Origin of the sequence: Pontimicrobium sp. IMCC45349 (genome assembly GCF_047219225.1) — a bacterium.
Classification (GTDB): Bacteria; Bacteroidota; Bacteroidia; order Flavobacteriales; family Flavobacteriaceae; genus IMCC45349.
Window position 1 is genome coordinate 1462342 of the sequence record NZ_CP178208.1, and the last position, 19564, is coordinate 1481905.

A 19564-nucleotide genomic window follows, 5' to 3' on the forward strand; every position below is an offset into this window, starting at 1 on the left:
ATTACTAAAAGAAACCAACGTTGAAAACATCTTTTACATATAAAACCCTACTTGTGTTATCTGCAATTGCTATTGTTGGATGTTCAAGAAAAAAAGACAAGTTCATTAATAGAGCGTGGCATTCAGTAGGAACAGAGTTCAATATTCTATATAACGGTAATCTTGCTTTAGAAAACGGAAGAGAAAGTTTAAATAGTAGTTATTTTGATAATTACTGGGAAATTCTTCCAATAGAGCGTATGCAAGTTACCGAAGATGTGTTTTTACCAGGAGACTCTAAAAACCAAGATTTTGAACGTGCCGAAGAAAAAGCTGTTAAAGCCATTCAAAAGCACTCAATGAATATTCAAGGAAAAGAAAAGAACCCTCAAATTGATGAAGCATACATTCTTTTAGGGCAAGCACGTTATTTTGATCAACGTTTCATTCCTGCCCAAGAGGCTTTTAACCATATACTTTCTAGATATCCAACAAGCGATAAAATTAACTTAGCTAAAATTTGGAGAGAAAAAACGAATCTTAGATTAGAGAACGATGAGTTAGCAATTACTAACCTAAAACGTCTTTTAAAACAAGAGAATATTGAAAAGCAAGATTTAGCTGATGCTACTTCAACACTTGCTCAAGCCTATATAAATACAAAATCTTTAGACAGCGCAATAACGCAATTAGAAATTGCTGCAAATGCTACAAAAAGTAATGATGAGCGAGGTAGGTACTTATTTATTCAGGGGCAGTTATATAATCAGTTAGGTAAAAAGGACAGTGCAAACTTAGCTTTTGATAGAATTATTGAGCTAAATAGAAAAACACCAAGAATCTATATGATTAGTGCTCATATAGAAAAGGCTAAGAATTTTGACTACGAGAATGGTAATAAACTAGAGTTCTTAGAACTATTGACTGAATTAGAAGAAAATAGAGAAAATAGACCTTATCTGGATAAAATATATCATCAAATAGCTGAGTACCATTTAACAAATGGTTCGGATACTATTGCTGTTGATTATTACAATAAGTCATTAAGAACAAACTCTCAAGACAAATATTTAAGAGCCATGAATTATCAAACCTTAGGAAACTTAAGTTTTGATAATGCTTTATATAAAGAAGCAGGTTCTTATTATGATAGTACAATGCTAAACTTAGAGAGAAACACTAAGTTATTTAGAGAGATTAGACGTAAAAGAGAGAATCTAGATGATGTAATCTATTACGAAGATATTGCTCAAAAAAATGATAGTATTCTTAGTCTAGTAAATATGTCTGATGCTGATAGATTAGTATATTTTAAAGACTATACAGATAAACTTAAGCTAAAAGCCGAAGAAGAAAAAGAAAAAGCAGAGTTAGCAAGTCGTAATAGTGGCTTAATTAATAATAGTAAAAATTCAGGCAGAAGCATTGGAATAAAAGATAAAGAAGACGGAGCTTTCTATTTTTATAATCCTGTAACAGTTGCTTTTGGTAAAAACGAGTTTATTAAAACTTGGGGAGAACGTCAGTTGGTAGATAACTGGAGGTGGTCAGACAAAACAACAACAAATATATCTAACGAAGAAACAGACTCAGATTTAGCTTCAGCAACCGAAGATGAATTGTTTGATCCTCAATTTTATATAGATAGAATTCCAACACGTGAAACTGCTATAGATACATTGAAAAAAGATCGCAATTTTGCATATTACCAACTAGGTTTAATCTATAAAGATAAGTTCAAAGAATATACGCTTGCAAAGGATAAACTAAAAACACTTTTAGAAAGTAATCCAGAAGAACGCTTAATTTTACCTTCAAAATACAACCTATATAAAATATATAACTTATTAGGTTTACCTGGAGAAGCAGAAATAATGAAGAATAATATTATTTCAAACCATCCAGATTCAAGATACGCTGCAATTCTATTAAATCCAGAATCAGCTTTAGCAGCAGATGAAAACAGTCCAGAATTTATATATAATGCTTTATATAAAAAGTTTGAAAACGAAGAATATCAATTAGTGATTGAGCAGAGCGATAAGCATATCATTACATTTGATGGTGAAGATATAGTGCCTAAATTCGAGTTTTTAAAGGCAGTTTCTAAAGCAAGACTTTATGGTTATGAGAGTTATAAAGAAGCCGTTAACTTTATAGCATTAAATTATCCTAACAGTCCAGAAGGGAAAAAAGCTGAAGAGATGATGCAAAACGTAATGCCAATGTTGGCAAATAAAGATTTTGTAGATGATACAGCTGAAAAGAATTTTAAAGTAATTTATCAGTTTGACGTTGAAACTCCTGAAGAAGAAATTAACGAGTTTAAAAAAGCTCTTGACGAAGCTGTAAAAGAAGTAACTTATTTTAACCTATATACATCCAAAGATTTTTACGATGGAAAAAAACTATTTATAGTTGTACATGGTTTAAAGAGTGTAGAAGGAGCTTTAGGGTTTGCCGAAATATTAGAAGAAAATGAACAAACAATAAGTAAAGAGTATTTTGGTATTTCTTCTAAAAATTACCAAACAATACAAATACATAAAAATCTAGACGAGTATTTAAAATCCCAACAATAATTAATAGCAAATTAGTAGCATGTTTTCAGATAATAAAAAAGGAAAAATGACTGTAAATACAACATCACAACAAAACACAATAGCTCACGGAACAACTATCGTTGGAGACATTGTAAGCGAAGGAGGTTTTAGAATTGACGGAATTGTTCAAGGTACTATAAAAACACCAGGAAAAGTTGTGGTTGGGAAATCAGGAGCTATTAATGGAACTTTAGAAGGAGCCAATGCAGATTTTGAAGGAAAGTTTTCAGGGAAATTAAAACTATCGGGAACACTTTCTTTACGATCATCTGCCCATGTTGAAGGCGAAGTACAAGTTGGGAAACTAGCAGTTGAACCAGGAGCTACTTTTAATGCGGTTTGTAGTATGAGAGGTGCGATTAAAGAATTAAGTAATGGCAACCAACAAGCAAAATCAGAAGAAAAATCTGCTTAATAAAGGAGCGCGCTTTACTGGAGCTGGTTTACAAATGGGACTTACCATTTATCTTTTCAATTGGTTTGGCGCATGGTTAGATAATAAATTTCAAAAGGACTTTTTAGAGACAACATTAACATTGTTTGCAATTTTTGCTTCAATGTATTTAATAATTGTTCAAGTCAAAAAATTAAGTAAATAATAATGTCTAAAAGAATTATCATTCAGATTGTCACTTTTGGTGTGCTATTTTTTGTTGGACTTCATTTACACGAATATATTAATAAGAATAATGGAGTTTCTTTAATTTTTTCATTACACAATGTATATTTATTTCATGCAATTTTTTCGTTAATTGTTTGTGTTGTTTTTGGTGTTTTATCTTATAAAGAAAAGGTGTTTCAGCAATTAGGATTTATTTATCTAGGTGTTTTAATTTTTAAAATAGTTGTATTTTCCATAGTGTTTTATAAACCAGTACTTTCGGTTGAAAATTTATCAAAAACTGATAGTGCTGCACTTCTTGTTTCTTTGGCAATTTTTTTAATTGCTGAGGTTTATTTCGTTGCGAAAATTTTGAACAAAAAATAAACGCTAAAAAATAATTTGTATTCACAATTAATTATGTACTTTTGCGCAGAATTTAGAAAGCGTAATTTTACAATGAAGATTACATACAAATCTATCAAAATCCTTGCTCTAATTGTAGGAGCACTTTTTTCTGTTAATTCTTATGCCTTAGAAACGGCAGAGAAGCAGAACAATCAAAACGATGGAGGTCAAGTTGACACCAAAGAAGAAGTTGAAGCTTATATTCTTCATCACCTTAAAGACTCGCATGATTTTCACTTGTTTTCATACACCAATGATGCAGGCGAAAGAAAGCATATTGGTATGCCATTGCCAGTGATCTTATGGTCAAGTGATGGGTTAGTTACTTTTATGTCTTCAGAATTTCATCACAATGACGATGGACATGTTATTGTTGAAAAAAACGGGTTGAAGTTCACTAAGATTCACAGTAAGATTTATGAGTTAGAGGCTGGAGCTACAGCTGTGACTTTTGATGCAGATCACCATGCGACTAATGCACACAAAGTTTTAGATTTATCTATTACTAAAAGTGTTGTGGGTGTATTGTTAATTGGACTATTAATGTTATTGTGGTTTTCATCTTTAGCAAGACAATATAAAAGTAAAAAAGTACCGACAGGATTTGGTCGTGTGTTAGAACCTCTAGTGTTATATGTTAGAGACGAAATAGCAAGACCAAATATTGGAGAGAAACATTATAGAAGATTTTCAGGATATTTATTAACTGTGTTCTTCTTTATATGGATATTAAACCTTTTAGGTTTAACACCATTAGGGTTTAATGTTACAGGGCAATTAGCTGTAACAGCATGTTTAGCGATATTCACTTTAATCATTTATTCTGTTAGTGGAAATAAAGATTATTGGATGCACATTTTCTGGATGCCAGGTGTACCTGTTTTAATTCGTCCAGTATTAGCAATAATTGAATTAGCAGGAGCATTATTGATTAAGCCGTTTTCATTATTAGTACGTTTGTTTGCAAACATATCTGCAGGACATATTGTAGTAATGAGCTTAATCGCAATTATGTTTACATTAAAAGATAGTTTAGGAGTTGCAGGAGCAACAGGATTATCTTTAGTGTTATCATTTTTTATCACGTTAATTGAGGTGTTAGTAGCATTTCTACAAGCTTATATCTTTACTATGCTTTCAGCATTATTTATTGGTATGGCTGTAGCTGAGCACGATCACCATTAATATAAAAAGTTTGTTTAATTTTTAAATTTAATTGTAATGACAATTCCAAATTTAGTAGGTGCTGGTTTAATCGTAATTGGAGCTGGTATTGGTTTAGGTAAAATTGGTGGAAGCGCAATGGAAGGTATTGCTCGTCAACCAGAAGCAACTAACAAGATCCAAACTGCAATGATTATTATCGCTGCACTTTTAGAAGGTTTAGCATTCGGTGCATTATTCTTAGGAAAATAATCTGAATCAAAAACAAAAAGCATGCTCCTGTAACGGTTGGTTACAGGACATGTTTTAAAATTAAACAATAACAAGAAAATTTAATTAGTTACATAGAATGGAAACATTATTAAACGATTTTTCACCAGGATTATTCATAGTTCAAACAATATTATTGTTAGGACTTATCTTTTTAATGGTGAAGTTTGCATGGAAACCAATCCTTAATTCTTTAAATGAAAGAGAAGAAGGTATTCAAGGAGCTTTAGATGCTGCTGAAAACGCAAAAAAAGAAATGGCTAACCTGCAAGCTGATAACGAAAAGTTATTAAAAGAAGCAAGAGCAGAAAGAGAAACAATGCTTAAAGAAGCACGTGATATCAAAAATAAAATGATTGAAGACGCTAAAGAAGAGGCGAAAAACGAAGCTTCTAAATTAGTAGCTGCTGCACAAGCATCAATTGAAACAGAAAAGAAAGCTGCTATAGCTGAGTTAAAATCTCAAGTAGCAACACTATCTATAGATATCGCAGAAAAAGTTGTACGTGAAGAATTATCTAACAAAGAGAAGCAAACTAAATTAGTTGAGTCTATGTTAGGTGAAGCAACACTAAACTAATTTTATAATGGCAGGAACAAGAGCAGCAATACGTTACGCAAAAGCAGTACTTAGCTTAGCAGCAGATCAAAAAGCAGCAGATGCTGTAAATAATGATATGATGTTAATTGCTAATACTGTTGAACAAAGTGAAGAATTAAGCCAAATGCTTAAAAGCTCTGTTATTAAGTCTGAAGATAAAAAACAAGTTTTAGGAAAATTATTCCCTAATCTTAACACAATTAGTTCTGGTTTGTTTGATGTATTAGTAACAAACAAAAGAATTGATATTCTTGGAGATATAGCTTCAAAATACAGTGTTTTATTTGATGAATTAAACGGAAAAGAAACAGCAACTGTAACTACTGCAGTACCTATGACTTCAGATTTAGAGTTAAAGGTATTAGCTAAAGTTAAAGAACTTACTAGTAAAACAGTTGTGTTAGAAAATGTAGTAGATAAAGACATTATAGGTGGCTTTATACTACGTGTAGGAGATAAGCAGTATAACGCAAGTATCTCTGATAAATTAAATAAGTTAAAAAGAGAATTTACATTAAATTAAGATATCTATATATCTATATCTAAATAAATAAAGATGGCAGAAGTAAAACCAGCTGAAGTATCAGCAATCTTAAAACAACAACTTTCAGGTTTTGAAGCTAGTGCTTCATTAGATGAAGTAGGAACAGTATTAACTGTTGGTGATGGTATTGCACGTGTATACGGATTATCTAACGCACAATATGGTGAGTTAGTTGAATTTGAAAATGGGTTAGAAGGAATCGTTCTTAACCTTGAAGAAGACAATGTGGGTGTTGTATTATTAGGGCCTTCAAAAGAAATTAAAGAAGGTGCAACTGTAAAACGTACTGAGCGTATCGCTTCTATTAAAGTAGGAGAAGAAATGGTTGGACGTGTTGTTGATACACTTGGTAATCCAATTGATGGTAAAGGACCAATAGGAGGAGATTTATACGAAATGCCTCTTGAGCGTAAAGCACCTGGAGTAATTTTCCGTCAACCAGTAGATGAGCCAATGCAAACAGGAATTAAGTCTATTGACGCGATGATTCCAGTTGGTAGAGGTCAACGTGAGTTGGTAATTGGAGATAGACAAACAGGTAAAACTACAGTTTGTATAGATACAATCTTAAATCAAAAAGAATTTTACGATGCAGGTGAGCCTGTATTCTGTGTATATGTAGCAGTTGGTCAAAAGGCTTCTACAGTAGCTAACATTGCTAAAACTCTTGAGGAAAAAGGAGCTTTAGCATATACAGTAATCGTAGCTGCAAACGCATCAGATCCTGCACCAATGCAAGTATATGCTCCTTTCGCAGGTGCTGCAATTGGTGAGTACTTTAGAGATACTGGTCGTCCAGCTTTAATTGTTTATGATGATTTATCTAAACAAGCAGTTGCTTACCGTGAGGTATCATTATTATTACGTCGTCCACCAGGACGTGAGGCGTATCCAGGAGACGTTTTCTACTTACACTCTCGTTTATTAGAGCGTGCTGCAAAAGTTATTGCTGACGATGAGATTGCTAAGAACATGAACGACCTTCCTGAGTCTTTAAAGCCAATCGTAAAAGGTGGAGGTTCTTTAACAGCTTTACCAATTATTGAAACACAAGCTGGTGATGTATCTGCATATATTCCAACAAACGTAATTTCGATTACTGATGGACAGATTTTCTTAGAATCAGATTTATTTAACTCTGGTGTACGTCCAGCGATTAACGTAGGTATTTCTGTATCACGTGTAGGAGGTTCGGCTCAGATTAAATCTATGAAGAAAGTAGCAGGTACTTTAAAATTAGATCAAGCACAGTTCCGTGAATTAGAAGCATTCGCTAAGTTTGGTTCTGATCTTGATGCTGCAACATTAAACGTAATCGAAAAAGGTAAGCGTAATGTTGAAATTTTAAAGCAAGCTCAAAACGATCCATTTACAGTAGAAGATCAAGTTGCAATTATTTATGCTGGATCTAAAAACTTATTAAAGGACGTTCCTGTTGAAAAAGTAAAAGAATTTGAAAATGATTTTATCGAATTCTTAAACGCTAAGCATAGAGATGTTTTAGATACTTTAAAAGCAGGTAAATTAACTGATGAGGTTACAGACACATTAACTAGCGTTTGTAAAGAATTATCAGCTAAGTATAACTAATTGTAATTCCTTTTTACAAAGGAGTTGATTAGTTAAGTTTAATCTAAATTTAATTCTGCTTTAATTGCAGAATAACAGAGAAAACAAATGGCAAACTTAAAAGAAATACGTAATAGAATATCGTCAGTGTCTTCAACGATGCAGATTACAAGTGCTATGAAAATGGTATCTGCTGCAAAGTTAAAAAAGGCTCAAGATGCTATTACTGCAATGCGTCCATATGCTAATAAGTTAACTGAACTTTTACAAAGTTTAAGTGCAACTTTAGATGCAGATTCTGGAAGTAAATATGCAAACCAACGTCAAGTTAATAAAGTATTAATAGTTGGTATTACTTCAAATAGAGGATTATGTGGTGCTTTTAATTCAAACATAGTTAAAGAGGTTACTAAATTAGCTAACGAAAAGTATGCTAATCAAGAAGTATCTTATTTAGCTATAGGTAAAAAAGCAAATGATGCATTCGTTAAAATGGGAACTGTAATTGCTAATGAAAGTGAAGTTTTTGATGACTTAACTTTTGATAATGTTGCAGAAATAGCTCAACTTTTAATGGATAAATTTGTTGATGGAGAGTTCGATAAAATCGAATTAGTTTATAACAAGTTTAAAAATGCTGCAACGCAAATAGTAATGACAGAGCAATTTTTACCAATTGTTCCAGTAGAAAGTGATGCAAATGTTAATCTTGATTACATCTTTGAGCCATCTAAAGTTGAAATCGTAGAAACATTAATTCCTAAGTCATTAAAAACGCAGTTGTATAAAGCTATTCGTGATAGTTTTGCTAGTGAGCATGGTGCACGTATGACAGCAATGCATAAAGCAACAGATAATGCTACAGAATTAAGAGATCAATTAAAATTAACTTATAATAAAGCACGTCAAGCTGCCATTACTAACGAGATTTTAGAAATTGTTGGTGGTGCAGAAGCGTTAAACAACTAATAGTTAGTTTTAAATAATATATAAAGCCTTACTTTCTAGTAAGGCTTTTTTTATGGCATAGCTATTGTTTGTATATTTAATATAAGTTTTATGTTATGAGAGTTATTAAAAACAGTTTTAATGTGTTAGTGTTTTTGTTAATGATGTTTAGTTTTTCACAATGTGCAAGCACAAAAAAAGTACAATTACAAGAAGAATTTCCTGTAGAGTTTGGTGAGGTTTACTTCCAAAAATGGACATCTGGAATTAAAGAAGGAGGTTCTGGGTTTGACTTTTATATCTATTTCAATCATGAATTACCTACAAATATAGATTTAGACTCTGTTTATTTTATGAATAAAGTAGCTAAACTAAAAAAATCAAATGCTAGCAGTAAGTTATTTATAGCTCATTTTAAAGAGATTAATAAAAATCAAATTGTTTTAAGTAACGAACCTAATGCCGAATACAGTAACAAATTACCATTAAAGCTAACTAAACAACCTTTTGAATTAAAGAGTAATCAATGTATTATTAGCTATATAAAAGATTCTGTTACTCATTATTATAAATTTAGTGAAGTTATAGAAAAAGAGCCACTACTTTATCCTAGTGCTCCAAATAACAAGCAATAACTTAGGTTGCATAACGTTTAGTAAAAACGTATTTTTAGCACTATAAACACAACTTTTTGAGTACACTCAAATCCTTTTTTAAAGACACAATTATTTATGGTTTAGCAACAGTTTTGCCTAGACTCATGAATTTTGTTTTGGTGCCTTTACATACTGATACACTTGATACAGTTAGTTATTCAGACAACACATACTTTTATGTTTATGCAGCTTTTTTTAACGTATTGCTTACATATGGTATGGAAACAGCTTTTTTTAGATTTTTCAGTAAATCCAAAGAGCAATCAAATGTGTTTTCAACAGCATTAATAAGTCTTACGATTTCAACGGTTTTAATTTTCGCCTTTGTTTTTGCATTTAATGAGCCAATAGCTCAAAGTTTAGGTTTAAGATTAGATTATTTTAATTATTTAGTAGGAGTAATAGCCTTAGATACTCTTGTAGTAGCACCATTTGCTTATTTAAGAGCAACAGGAAGACCTATTAAGTTTACTGCTATAAAGTTGAGTAATATTGCCATATATGTTGCTTTAAACTTCTTTTTTCTTTGGGCAGTTCCAAAATTTGGGATTACAGTTTCAGGCTACGATAAAGCAGATTTGGTAAAGTATATTTTCATAGCTAATATAGCTGCAAGTGCATTTACTTTAATATTATTATCGCCTTATTTTTTCAAAACTAAATTGGTTTTTGATAAGAGTATTTTCAAACAGATGCTTGGTTATAGTTGGCCAATTATGGTAGCTGGATTAGCTTATGTTGTAAACGAAAATTTTGATAAGTGGATATTACCTCAGTTATTAGATAAAGATATTAATGGTGCGTATGCAGGATGTTATAAAATAGCAGTGTTTATGACTATTTTTATTCAAGCTTTTCGTTTAGGTGCAGAGCCTTTTTTCTTTAACCATGCAAAAGAAAAAAATGCTAAGAAGACTTATGCAACAATAATGAAGTATTTTGTAATATTTGGAAGTTTAATGTTACTATTTATTGTTACTTACTTAGATATATTTAAGGAGTTAATTGTGAGAGACGAATCGTATTGGATTGCTTTAGATATTATACCAATTGTATTGCTAGCTAATTTGTGTTTAGGTATTTATTTTAATCTAGCTATTTGGTACAAACTTACAGATAAGACCCGATATGGAATGTATATCTCAATTGTTGGAGCTGTAATTACGATAGCATGCAATATGCTTTTAATTCCTAAGTTTGGTTTTATTGCTGCTGCTTGGGCAACGTTATTAGCATATTTAAGTATGGTAATAATCTCTTTTGTTTTAGGACAAAAGCATTACAAAGTTCCTTATGATGTATTTAGGGTTTTATTATATCTAATTGTAGGAGCAGGATTGTCATTTTTAGTGTATTATAATTTCAATACAAATTATTATATAAGTACAGCGATTCTGTTTGTATTTTTTGCATTTATATTAGTTTTGGAAAAAAACGAAATCAAACAACTTTTAAAAAGATAAAATGGATATAAAAATTATAAATAAGTCAGCGCATAAGTTACCACATTATGAAACAATTGCTTCAGCTGGAATGGACTTAAGAGCTAATATAGAAGAACCAATTACGTTAAAACCTCTAGAGCGTACTATTGTTAAAACAGGCTTATTTATAGAGTTACCAATCGGTTTTGAAGCGCAAGTTAGACCCCGAAGTGGTTTAGCAGCAAAAAAAGGAATTACGGTACTAAATGCACCAGGAACTGTTGATGCAGATTATAGAGGTGAAATAGGCGTAATTCTTGTTAACTTGTCTAATGACGATTTTGTTATAGAGAATGGAGAGCGTGTAGCGCAATTAGTGATTGCAAAACATGAACGAGCAGAATGGATAGAGGTTAACGAATTATCTAGTACAGAAAGAGGAGCTGGAGGTTTTGGAAGCACTGGAACAAAATAACCGTTAAATTTGATTTAATATTTGTAATTGTCATCAACAAAAGCCTTAATTTTAAAGGTTAAAATGAAAAAGAGAATAAAAATAGTATTATTGTTTGTAGGCATATTATGTATGCCTCAACTTCATTTTGCCCAAGTTGATTTTAATAAAGTGCCTAATGATGACTTAGGTAATATGGAAGATGAGTTTCAAGAACATTTTTTTGAAGCTTTAAAACAGAAAGGAATAGAAAACTACGATAGAGCAGTAACATCATTGCTTCAATGTATAAATCTTGAGAGCACACATCCAATTGTTTTTTTTGAGTTAGGAAAAAACTACGTTATGCTTAAAAACTTTGGTGCAGCCGAAGACGCATTTAAAAAGGCAATTGCTTTGGATGAGGAAAATGAGTGGTATCGTGATGGGTTATATGGAGTTTATTTAGATACTAAAGAGTATGATAAAGCAATTAGAACGCTAAAATCATTAATAAAATACCATCCAGATTATAAAAAGGATTTAGCAAACGTTTATTATCAAAATAAGAATTATAAGGAGGCTTTAAATGTTTTAGATGAGTTAGATGCCGAAGAAGGCCAATCAAAGCTTAGAGATCGTTTACGTAATACTATTTACAATATTACAGGTGCTGATAAAGATAGAATTCAAAACATTAAGCATAAAATAGCTAACGACCCTCAAAACGAAGACAATTATTTAAGTTTAATTTATCGTTACAGCGAATTAGGAGACAAAAAGAAAGCTTTTGAAACTGCTAAAGAACTTTTAAAAATTAAACCAGAGTCGCATTTGGTACATTTAGCCTTATACAAGTATTACTTAGATGCCAATGAAGAATCCAAGGCTATTGAATCAATGAAAGTTGTAGTTAAAAGTAAAACTGTAAAGCCAGAAGCCAAAGCTAAAGTATTGAATGATTTTGTGAATTTTGTTAAAGACAACCCACAATATGAAGGTGATTTGTTAGAAGTCACTACCATGGTTAGTGATGATAATACAGGAAAGTCTGATGTAGAATTAGCTAAATATTATCTACAAAAAAATAATAAAGAAAAGGCATTAGCTCATTACAAGATAGCTTTAGAAAAAGAACCTGATAGCTTTTCAATGATTAAAAGTGTTTTGTTATTATACATTGATTTAAATCAATTTGAAAAAGCTTCAGAATTAAGTAGTCAAGCACTTGAAACTTATCCAGCCCAACCAATACTATATTTAGCTAATGGTGTAGCAAATAATAATTTGAATCGTCCTAAAGATGCAATAGAGAGCTTAGAAATGGGAGTGGACTATGTTATAGATAATGTAATTATGGAAGTCGATTTTTATAAGCAGTTAAGTATTGCATATAAAATGACAAATAATATTACCAAGTCTAATGCGTTTGCTAATAAAGCGCAAAAGCTTTTAAATAAAGAATGAAACAAATAGCTAAAATAGCGTCATTACTCACTTTAATGTTAATGTTTGGATGTAAATCCTATAAAAGCGTTATGGCTAAAGGTGAACTAGATACTAAATTGTCATCAAGACAAATTATTAAAGCACACCAAAAACAAGACACTAAGTTCAAAACTCTACAATCAAGGGTTAAGGTTGAATATAAACAAGGCGATCAATCGCAATCACATTCCATTAATTTAAGAATGGAAAAAGATAAAACCATTTGGATTAGTGCAACTTTAGGAATAGTAAGAGCTAAAATAACACCAGAAAAAGTGAGCTTTTATAACAAGCTTGATAATACCTATTTTGATGGTGATTTTTCTTTAATCAGCGATCTTTTAGGGACAGAGTTAAATTTTAATAATGTTCAAAACCTATTGTTAGGCGAATCCTTATTTAACTTAAAAAACGACAGTTATGAAGCAGGAACTCATGAAACGTCGTATATGTTAACGCCTGAAAATCAAAATACCCTTTTTGAAATTTTCTTTTTGTTAAACCCTGCTCATTTTAAAATGGACTCACAGCAATTAGCACAACCTGTTGAAAGTAGATTATTACAAATAGATTATAAAGATTATCAAGAGGTAGAAAAACAAATATTGCCTAAAAATATTAAGGTTATAGCACTTGAAAGCGATGAGCAAACTACCATTGAAATGGAATTTAAATCGGTAAGTTTAAACAATGATTTAAGATTTCCGTTTAGAATACCTTCTGGGTTTAAAGAAATTGTTGTTAAATAATGAACGCCTTAAAATCGTATAGATATTTATTTTTTATTGCACTATTTTTATGTAGTGTATCAATTAATTCTCAAAGTAAGAAGCAACAACAGCTTGAAGCTAAAAGACAAGAATTACGTAAAGAAATTTCGCAATTAAACACATTGTTGTTCAAGGGGAAAGAAGAGCAAAAATCAGTTGTAACTAATGTCGAAAACTTAGATTATAAGGTCTCAGTGCTTAAAAATTTAATAAGCATAACTAATCAACAAGCCAATTTGTTAACCAGAGAAATTAATGATAATCAAAAGCAAATAACAAATCTTAGAGATAAGCTAAAACTGTTAAAAGAAGAGTATGCAGCTATGATTGTAAAATCATACAAGAGTAAATCTGAGCAGAGTAAAGTTATGTTTTTATTATCATCAGCTAACTTTCAGCAAGCTTATAAACGTTTACAGTACATTAAGCAATATGCCGATTATCAAAAAAAGCAAGGAGAGGAAATAAAATTACAAACAGCCAAACTACAAGCATTAAATACGGATTTGTTAAGTCAAAAAAAGGACAAGCAAAAGCTTATAGAAGAAAATAGACAGACAAAACAAGAGCTTGAAAATGAGTTAAAGCAACAAGAAATAATTGTTGCTAGCATAAAACAAGATTTAAGTAAGTATACTTCTCAGATTAGAACAAAACAAAAAGAAGTAGATAAAATAGATAAGCAAATAGAAAAGATTATTAGAGATGCCATTGCAAAATCAAATAGAAAAGCAGGGAAATCTAGTAACTCAAAAACATTTGCATTAACACCAGAACAAAAGCAATTGGCAGCTAGTTTTACAGCTAATAAAGGAAAATTACCTTGGCCAGTAAAAGAAGGTATTGTTAAAGTGCGTTATGGAACAAGACCATCTCCAATTGACAGAACGGTTAAAATTAAAAGTAATGGTGTTCGTATAGTAACCAATAAAGGTGAAACAGTTCGTGCTGTTTTTGAAGGCGAAGTATTAAATGTTATGACGCCTAAAAATGGAAATAAAGCCATAATGATTAAGCATGGTAACTATATTACTATCTATAAAAACCTATCTAAAATTTACGTTAGTAAAGGTGATAAGGTAAATACAAAACAAGAAATAGGAGAAGTAATTACTAATAAAGCTTCAGGAGAAGCAGTGCTAAGCTTTGTAATTTATAAAGATAGTAAAACACAAAACCCAGCACATTGGATTTATAAGCTCTAATCTTAAATCTTAACTACCACATAACCTCTTCTTGTTTTTTTGTAGTGTCTCCCATTCCAGTAGTAGTAACGTTTGCCTTTAACTACAACTATTTTATGGTTTTTAGGAGCAACTTTAACAATTGTAGTGCTAGTAGCAGGAGCTGTTCTAACAACTACACGTTTAGCACATGAGTTAAGACTTAATGTAAAAAATATACCTAGAATAAATATAAAGTGTCTCATAGTTTATGGTTTTTACTATAAGACTTTAAAAAACAAGTAAAGTTTAAAAACTACTCAAAAAGTGCTTTCAATTCGGTAGCATCTTGCGCTTTCATTTTACCAGCTAAGACTAAACTTAACTGCTTACGTCTTAAAGCACCATCAAATCGTATCTTTTCCTCTTTAGTTTCTGGTGTGATTTCTGGGATTTTTACTGGACGACCAGTTTCATCTACAGCAACAAACGTATAAATAGCTTCATTAGCTTTAGCACGTTCACCAGACTCTCTATCTTCAATCCAAACATCCAAGTAAATTTCCATCGAAGACCTAAAAGCACGAGATACTTTTGCTTCAACAGTTACCACACTACCAACAGGAACAGCTCTGTTAAACGCTACGTGGTTTACAGATGCAGTTACTACAATTCTTCTAGAATGACGTCTAGCAGCAATACTAGCAGCACGATCCATACGTGCAAGTAATTCGCCACCAAATAAATTATTTAATGGATTAGTTTCACTAGGTAAAACCAAATCGGTCATTGTAGTTTTAGAATCTTTAGGATGTTTAATTTCCATAGCATTTATAAATATGCGGCAAAGGTACAAAGGTAAGTTGTACTTATCAATGAGAGTTAACTCAAATTTAAAATAAAAGGGAGTCTAAAAAACTTAGTCTAGTTTTTTAACAAGTAACCAAGCGTCTTTATTTTCATTAGTTCTAATGTCGTATAACGCTTTTTGTGCCTCAGCACGAGTTTCGTAACTAGAGTATATTACTTGGTGTAAACCATACCTGTTTTCGCCAATTTTTCTAGCGCTATAACCTAAACCTTTTAGTTGATTTAGTTTTTTATCACAATTTTCTTCAAATCTAAAAGCACCAGCTACAATATGAAAATTACCTGTTTGCTTTGTTACGTTTAAAGTAACAGCAGGAAGTGGATTATCAATTATAAAAGTAGCTTCTTGCACTTTGTTTTCAATAGCTTTATTAGCTTCTTCTTGTGCTAATAAATTATGCTGTTCTATTTGATTAACATAGTAATTTGAAGCTGTAAAACTTCCAATAGTAAGTGCAATTAATGCAATAGCAGCATATTTTAAATAAGGCTTAGACTTGCGCTTTTCTGGTGTTATAGTTAAAGGAACTACTTTTTCGATAGCTTCAACCTCTTCTTTATAAACTTCACGACTAATACTTGGAGATACAAATTGTGATAACCCAAAAGCATCAGTTAAGTAGTTTAAATGATAAGAAGGCGTAAAAGTTATTTTCCCTTCATTAGTTAAAACTAAATCACCAATGTTTTTAAAAGTCAAAGTTTCACCTTCAGCTAAATAAGATTTTAAAGCTTTAGTTTTTTTAGAAAGTTTTACAACAGCAGTTTCGTAAGGTATTTTTTCTACATCAGCAATGTATTTGGCTAATAAGCCATCGTTTTGCTTTAGTTGCTCATTAAAGGATAATACCTTTTTTGGAGGATAAAATGCATTAGTACTTTCGTGTACTTTAGCTGAAACAGCTTGTGTTAAAAATGCACCAAACTGTGGTATAATAACACATTCGTATCTATATAATAAGTCGCTGATGTAAGTTTCTAATTGCATAAAAACAAAGTTATAAATTTTTGTTCTCAGAAAAAAAATCGACCTAACAATTTATTAACACTTCAAAATTTAGTTACTTGTGTATTGAAAACCAGTAGAGTAAATGACTGAAAGAGATTTGATTTTTACGCTTGCACTTCAAAATGTTGCCAAAATAGGTGACATTACTGCTAAGAAATTAATCCAACATTGTGGTTCTGCCGAAGCTGTTTTAAACGAAAAGAAGCAAAACCTACTAAAGATTGATGGTATTGGTACAGCGGTTTTAAGTGATTTATACAGTAAACATCATTTACAAGAAGCAGAGCAAGAATTAAAATTTATTAAAGAGAATAATGTTTTATGTCATTACTTCATGGACGATACTTATCCAGAAAGATTAAAGCATTGTATTGATGGTCCTATTCTGTTATTTCAATCGGGAAACATTAACTTAAATCAACATCGCATTATTAGTATTGTAGGTACAAGAAAAATTACAACACAAGGTATTGCTAATTGTGAAGCTCTTGTTGAACAGTTAAAACCATACAATCCAATAATAGTTTCTGGCTTTGCTTATGGCACTGATATTACTGCGCAAAAAGCTGCGATTAAACATAACTTGCAAACAATAGGTTGTTTAGCGCATGGTTTAAATCAAGTATATCCTAAGGTCCATAAAAAATACGTGTCAGAAGTTAAGGACAACGGAGGGTTTTTTACCGATTTTTGGAGTACAAGTGATTTTGACAGAAATAACTTTTTAAAGCGAAATCGTATTATTGCTGGTTTAAGTGAAGCCACAATTGTTATTGAGTCGGCCGAAAAGGGAGGAAGCTTGGTTACTGCAGATATTGCAAATTCTTACAATAGAGAAGTATTTGCTGTTCCTGGACGTATTACAGATAGCCAGAGTGTTGGTTGTAACAACTTAATTAAAATGCAACGCGCACATTTACTATCAAAACCAGCTGATGTACCTTATATTTTAAATTGGCAGTTAGAGACAAAACCAAAACCTGTGCAAAAGCAATTGTTTGTTGAGCTTGATACAGACGAAAAAGTGATTTATAATTTTTTAAAAGATAACGATAAAGAACTTTTAGACATTATTGCATTAAAGTGTAATATGCCAACTTATAGAGTTGCATCACTATTATTAAACATGGAATTAAAAGGTGTAGTTAGACCACTTCCAGGAAAACAATTTGAGATTATTTAATACCCAACTTTAGCTCTAACGCGCTTTAAAACATCATTGGCAATTAAAGTTGCTTTTTCAGCACCAACAGCTAAAGCCTTGTCAACTTCGTCAAGGTTTTCCATATAATGATTATAGCGAGCTCTTTCTGTCGCAAACTTATCAATTATAAGCTCGAATAAAGCTTGTTTAGCATGTCCATAACCATAACCTCCTTTTTCGTAGTTAGCTTTCATTTCAGCCACTTGTTCTTCGTTAGCAACCAATTGGTAAATAGCAAAACAATTACAAGTACTCCAATCTTTTGGATCTTCTAATGGTGTACTATCGGTTTGGATTTTCATGATTTGTTTACGAAGCTTTTTGTCTGGTAAAAAGATGTTAATGATGTTGTCTTTACTTTTACTCATTTTACTTCCATCTGTTCCAGGAATTAACATGGTGTTTTCTTGAATTTTAGCTTCAGGTAAAACAAATGTTTCACCTCCCATTTTTGCGTGAAAACGAGATGCAACATCTCTAGTCATTTCAAGGTGCTGTAATTGGTCTTTTCCAACAGGAACAATTTCTGCATCATATAACAAAATATCAGCTGCCATTAACATAGGATAAGTAAATAAACCAGAATTAACATCTTCTAATCTGTCAGCTTTATCCTTAAAACTATGTGCTAAGGTTAAACGTTGGTATGGAAAGAAGCAGCTTAAATACCAAGACAGTTCTGTTACTTGAGGAATATCACTTTGTCTGTAAAAAACAGTTTTATTAATATCTAACCCAAAAGCCAACCAAGTTGCAGCAGTAGAATACGTGTTTTGGCGTAAAGTTTCAGCATCTTTAATCTGTGTTAATGAATGCATGTCTGCAATAAATAAAAACGACTCATTTTTTGGATCGTTACTCATTTCAATTGCAGGAATAATTGCGCCTAATAAATTTCCTAAATGCGGTGTACCTGTACTTTGAACTCCTGTTAATACTCTTGCCATAATTTAACCTCTATTATATAGAGAATAATATCTATTGTTATACTTAAAGAGCAAAGGTAATTTTTTTGTAAGAATAGCTCAATTATTTTATTAGTTTTGGTGATAATGAAAATTATCAAGTATCCTTTTTGGGTTTTATACAGGATTTGGTTCTACATATTGGTTGCATTACCAATAATAATCATGTTTCCAATATTATTAATCTCTATCTCAAAAGAGAGCTGGTACCCTTTTTTCTTTAGGTTAGCAAGAATTTGGTCTAAGATTATTTTAATAGGAATGGGCTTTAGATGGAAAATCAAATTTGAAGAAAAACCAGTAAAAGGTAAGAGTTATATGTTTGTAGCTAACCATACGTCTATGACAGATATTATGTTGATGTTAGTAGCAGTAAAAGATAATCCATTTGTATTTGTAGGTAAAAAGGAGTTGGCAAAAATCCCTTTGTTTGGATTCTTTTATAAGCGTACTTGTATCTTGGTTGATAGGAGTAGTGCTAAAAGTAGACAAGCAGTATTTTTAAGAGCGCAAAGACGATTACAATCGGGATTGAGTATTTGTATTTTTCCTGAAGGAGGTGTTCCTGAAGAATCTGTTGTACTTGACAAGTTTAAAGATGGTGCTTTTAGATTAGCTATTAATCATCAAATTCCAATTGTTCCATTAACATTTTACGATAATAAAAAACGTTTTTCTTACACATTTTTTAGTGGAGGTCCTGGAGTAATGCGAGTGAAAATGCATCGTTTTTTTAGTACTGAAGGTTTAACTACAGAGAGTACAAAAACTTTAAATAGTGACACTAGAAATGTGTTGTTAGAAGAGTTGAAAGCTTAAAAAAAAGCTGCTCCTGGCACAGAACAGCTTTTTTTACAATCATTGCAACTCTATTTGTGAGTTACAATAACCAATC

At 31.5% G+C, this 19564-nt stretch carries 22 protein-coding genes; 18 read left to right on the forward strand and 4 right to left on the reverse strand.

Annotation, left to right across the window (positions count from 1 at the left end; translation table 11 throughout):
* Positions 1 to 53: 53 nt before the first annotated feature.
* The 16 genes from ACLII3_RS06830 (at position 54) to ACLII3_RS06905 (ending at position 14663) form a co-directional block, all read left to right on the forward strand.
* Complete coding sequence (locus ACLII3_RS06830; protein WP_412987519.1) at positions 54 to 2561, forward strand: tetratricopeptide repeat protein; 2508 nt, start codon at positions 54 to 56, stop codon at positions 2559 to 2561.
* A 19-nt stretch (positions 2562 to 2580) separates the two neighbouring features.
* Positions 2581 to 2997: a bactofilin family protein gene (locus tag ACLII3_RS06835; protein ID WP_412987520.1), complete on the forward strand. Its 417-nt coding sequence runs from the start codon at positions 2581 to 2583 to the stop codon at positions 2995 to 2997.
* Positions 2957 to 3181, forward strand: coding sequence for an AtpZ/AtpI family protein (locus tag ACLII3_RS06840; protein WP_412987522.1), 225 nt, complete (start codon positions 2957 to 2959; stop codon positions 3179 to 3181). Before ACLII3_RS06835 ends, ACLII3_RS06840 begins: the two co-directional genes overlap by 41 nt.
* 2 nt (positions 3182 to 3183) lie before the next feature.
* Entirely contained in the window at positions 3184 to 3570 is a 387-nt protein-coding gene (locus tag ACLII3_RS06845) for a DUF6168 family protein (RefSeq protein ID WP_412987523.1), read from the forward strand.
* A gap of 72 nt (positions 3571 to 3642) precedes the next feature.
* The gene (gene atpB, locus ACLII3_RS06850) at positions 3643 to 4776 is read left to right on the forward strand and encodes a F0F1 ATP synthase subunit A (RefSeq protein WP_412987525.1); all 1134 of its coding nucleotides are present in this window, start codon (positions 3643 to 3645) and stop codon (positions 4774 to 4776) included.
* Between the two features lie 36 nt (positions 4777 to 4812).
* Positions 4813 to 5007 carry an ATP synthase F0 subunit C gene (gene atpE / locus ACLII3_RS06855; RefSeq protein WP_412987526.1) on the forward strand — a complete coding sequence of 65 codons (195 nt, stop codon included), beginning with the start codon at positions 4813 to 4815 and terminating at the stop codon, positions 5005 to 5007.
* 97 nt (positions 5008 to 5104) lie between these two features.
* Positions 5105 to 5605 carry a F0F1 ATP synthase subunit B gene (locus ACLII3_RS06860; RefSeq protein ID WP_412987527.1) on the forward strand — a complete coding sequence of 167 codons (501 nt, stop codon included), beginning with the start codon at positions 5105 to 5107 and terminating at the stop codon, positions 5603 to 5605.
* A gap of 7 nt (positions 5606 to 5612) precedes the next feature.
* Positions 5613 to 6149 (forward strand): ATP synthase F1 subunit delta, encoded by a 537-nt coding sequence (atpH, locus tag ACLII3_RS06865; RefSeq protein WP_412987528.1) that lies wholly within the window; start codon positions 5613 to 5615, stop codon positions 6147 to 6149.
* Positions 6150 to 6182: 33 nt separating this feature from the next.
* Positions 6183 to 7760: a F0F1 ATP synthase subunit alpha gene (gene atpA / locus ACLII3_RS06870; protein ID WP_412987530.1), complete on the forward strand. Its 1578-nt coding sequence runs from the start codon at positions 6183 to 6185 to the stop codon at positions 7758 to 7760.
* 87 nt (positions 7761 to 7847) lie between these two features.
* Positions 7848 to 8708, forward strand: a complete 861-nt coding sequence (gene atpG, locus ACLII3_RS06875; RefSeq protein ID WP_412987531.1) for an ATP synthase F1 subunit gamma — start codon at positions 7848 to 7850, stop codon at positions 8706 to 8708.
* A 95-nt stretch (positions 8709 to 8803) separates the two neighbouring features.
* The gene (locus tag ACLII3_RS06880; protein ID WP_412987533.1) at positions 8804 to 9322 is read left to right on the forward strand and encodes a hypothetical protein; all 519 of its coding nucleotides are present in this window, start codon (positions 8804 to 8806) and stop codon (positions 9320 to 9322) included.
* 56 nt (positions 9323 to 9378) lie between these two features.
* Positions 9379 to 10806 carry an oligosaccharide flippase family protein gene (locus tag ACLII3_RS06885; RefSeq protein WP_412987534.1) on the forward strand — a complete coding sequence of 476 codons (1428 nt, stop codon included), beginning with the start codon at positions 9379 to 9381 and terminating at the stop codon, positions 10804 to 10806.
* Between the two features lies 1 nt (position 10807).
* Entirely contained in the window at positions 10808 to 11242 is a 435-nt protein-coding gene (gene dut, locus ACLII3_RS06890) for a dUTP diphosphatase (RefSeq protein WP_412987536.1), read from the forward strand.
* A 63-nt stretch (positions 11243 to 11305) separates the two neighbouring features.
* Positions 11306 to 12667: a tetratricopeptide repeat protein gene (locus tag ACLII3_RS06895; RefSeq protein WP_412987538.1), complete on the forward strand. Its 1362-nt coding sequence runs from the start codon at positions 11306 to 11308 to the stop codon at positions 12665 to 12667.
* Positions 12664 to 13437, forward strand: a complete 774-nt coding sequence (locus ACLII3_RS06900) for a DUF4292 domain-containing protein (RefSeq protein WP_412987539.1) — start codon at positions 12664 to 12666, stop codon at positions 13435 to 13437. The genes ACLII3_RS06895 and ACLII3_RS06900 overlap by 4 nt, the downstream gene beginning before the upstream one ends.
* Entirely contained in the window at positions 13437 to 14663 is a 1227-nt protein-coding gene (locus ACLII3_RS06905) for a murein hydrolase activator EnvC family protein (protein ID WP_412987541.1), read from the forward strand. The genes ACLII3_RS06900 and ACLII3_RS06905 overlap by 1 nt, the downstream gene beginning before the upstream one ends.
* Positions 14664 to 14665: 2 nt before the next feature.
* Here the strand turns inward: ACLII3_RS06905 and ACLII3_RS06910 are convergent, their stop codons facing one another.
* The 3 genes from ACLII3_RS06910 to ACLII3_RS06920 all read right to left on the reverse strand — a co-directional run bounded on the left by ACLII3_RS06910 (position 14666) and on the right by ACLII3_RS06920 (position 16479).
* Positions 14666 to 14887, reverse strand: coding sequence for a DUF6515 family protein (locus ACLII3_RS06910; protein WP_412987543.1), 222 nt, complete (start codon positions 14885 to 14887; stop codon positions 14666 to 14668).
* A gap of 50 nt (positions 14888 to 14937) precedes the next feature.
* The gene (locus tag ACLII3_RS06915; RefSeq protein ID WP_412987544.1) at positions 14938 to 15447 is read right to left on the reverse strand and encodes an acyl-CoA thioesterase; all 510 of its coding nucleotides are present in this window, start codon (positions 15445 to 15447) and stop codon (positions 14938 to 14940) included.
* A gap of 93 nt (positions 15448 to 15540) precedes the next feature.
* On the reverse strand, positions 15541 to 16479 hold the full coding sequence (locus ACLII3_RS06920; protein WP_412987546.1) for an SPOR domain-containing protein: 939 nt from the start codon (positions 16477 to 16479) through the stop codon (positions 15541 to 15543).
* Positions 16480 to 16582: 103 nt separating this feature from the next.
* On the opposite strand from ACLII3_RS06920, the gene dprA reads away from it, so the two are divergent.
* Entirely contained in the window at positions 16583 to 17683 is a 1101-nt protein-coding gene (dprA, locus tag ACLII3_RS06925; RefSeq protein ID WP_412987548.1) for a DNA-processing protein DprA, read from the forward strand.
* On the opposite strand, the gene trpS is transcribed toward dprA, so the two are convergent.
* Positions 17680 to 18651, reverse strand: coding sequence for a tryptophan--tRNA ligase (gene trpS, locus ACLII3_RS06930; RefSeq protein WP_412987549.1), 972 nt, complete (start codon positions 18649 to 18651; stop codon positions 17680 to 17682). The two genes, dprA and trpS, sit on opposite strands and share 4 nt — an antisense overlap.
* Positions 18652 to 18756: 105 nt before the next feature.
* Here trpS and ACLII3_RS06935 point away from each other — a divergent pair, with 105 nt between their 5' ends.
* On the forward strand, positions 18757 to 19488 hold the full coding sequence (locus ACLII3_RS06935; protein ID WP_412987550.1) for a lysophospholipid acyltransferase family protein: 732 nt from the start codon (positions 18757 to 18759) through the stop codon (positions 19486 to 19488).
* The last annotated feature ends 76 nt before the right edge of the window (positions 19489 to 19564 follow it).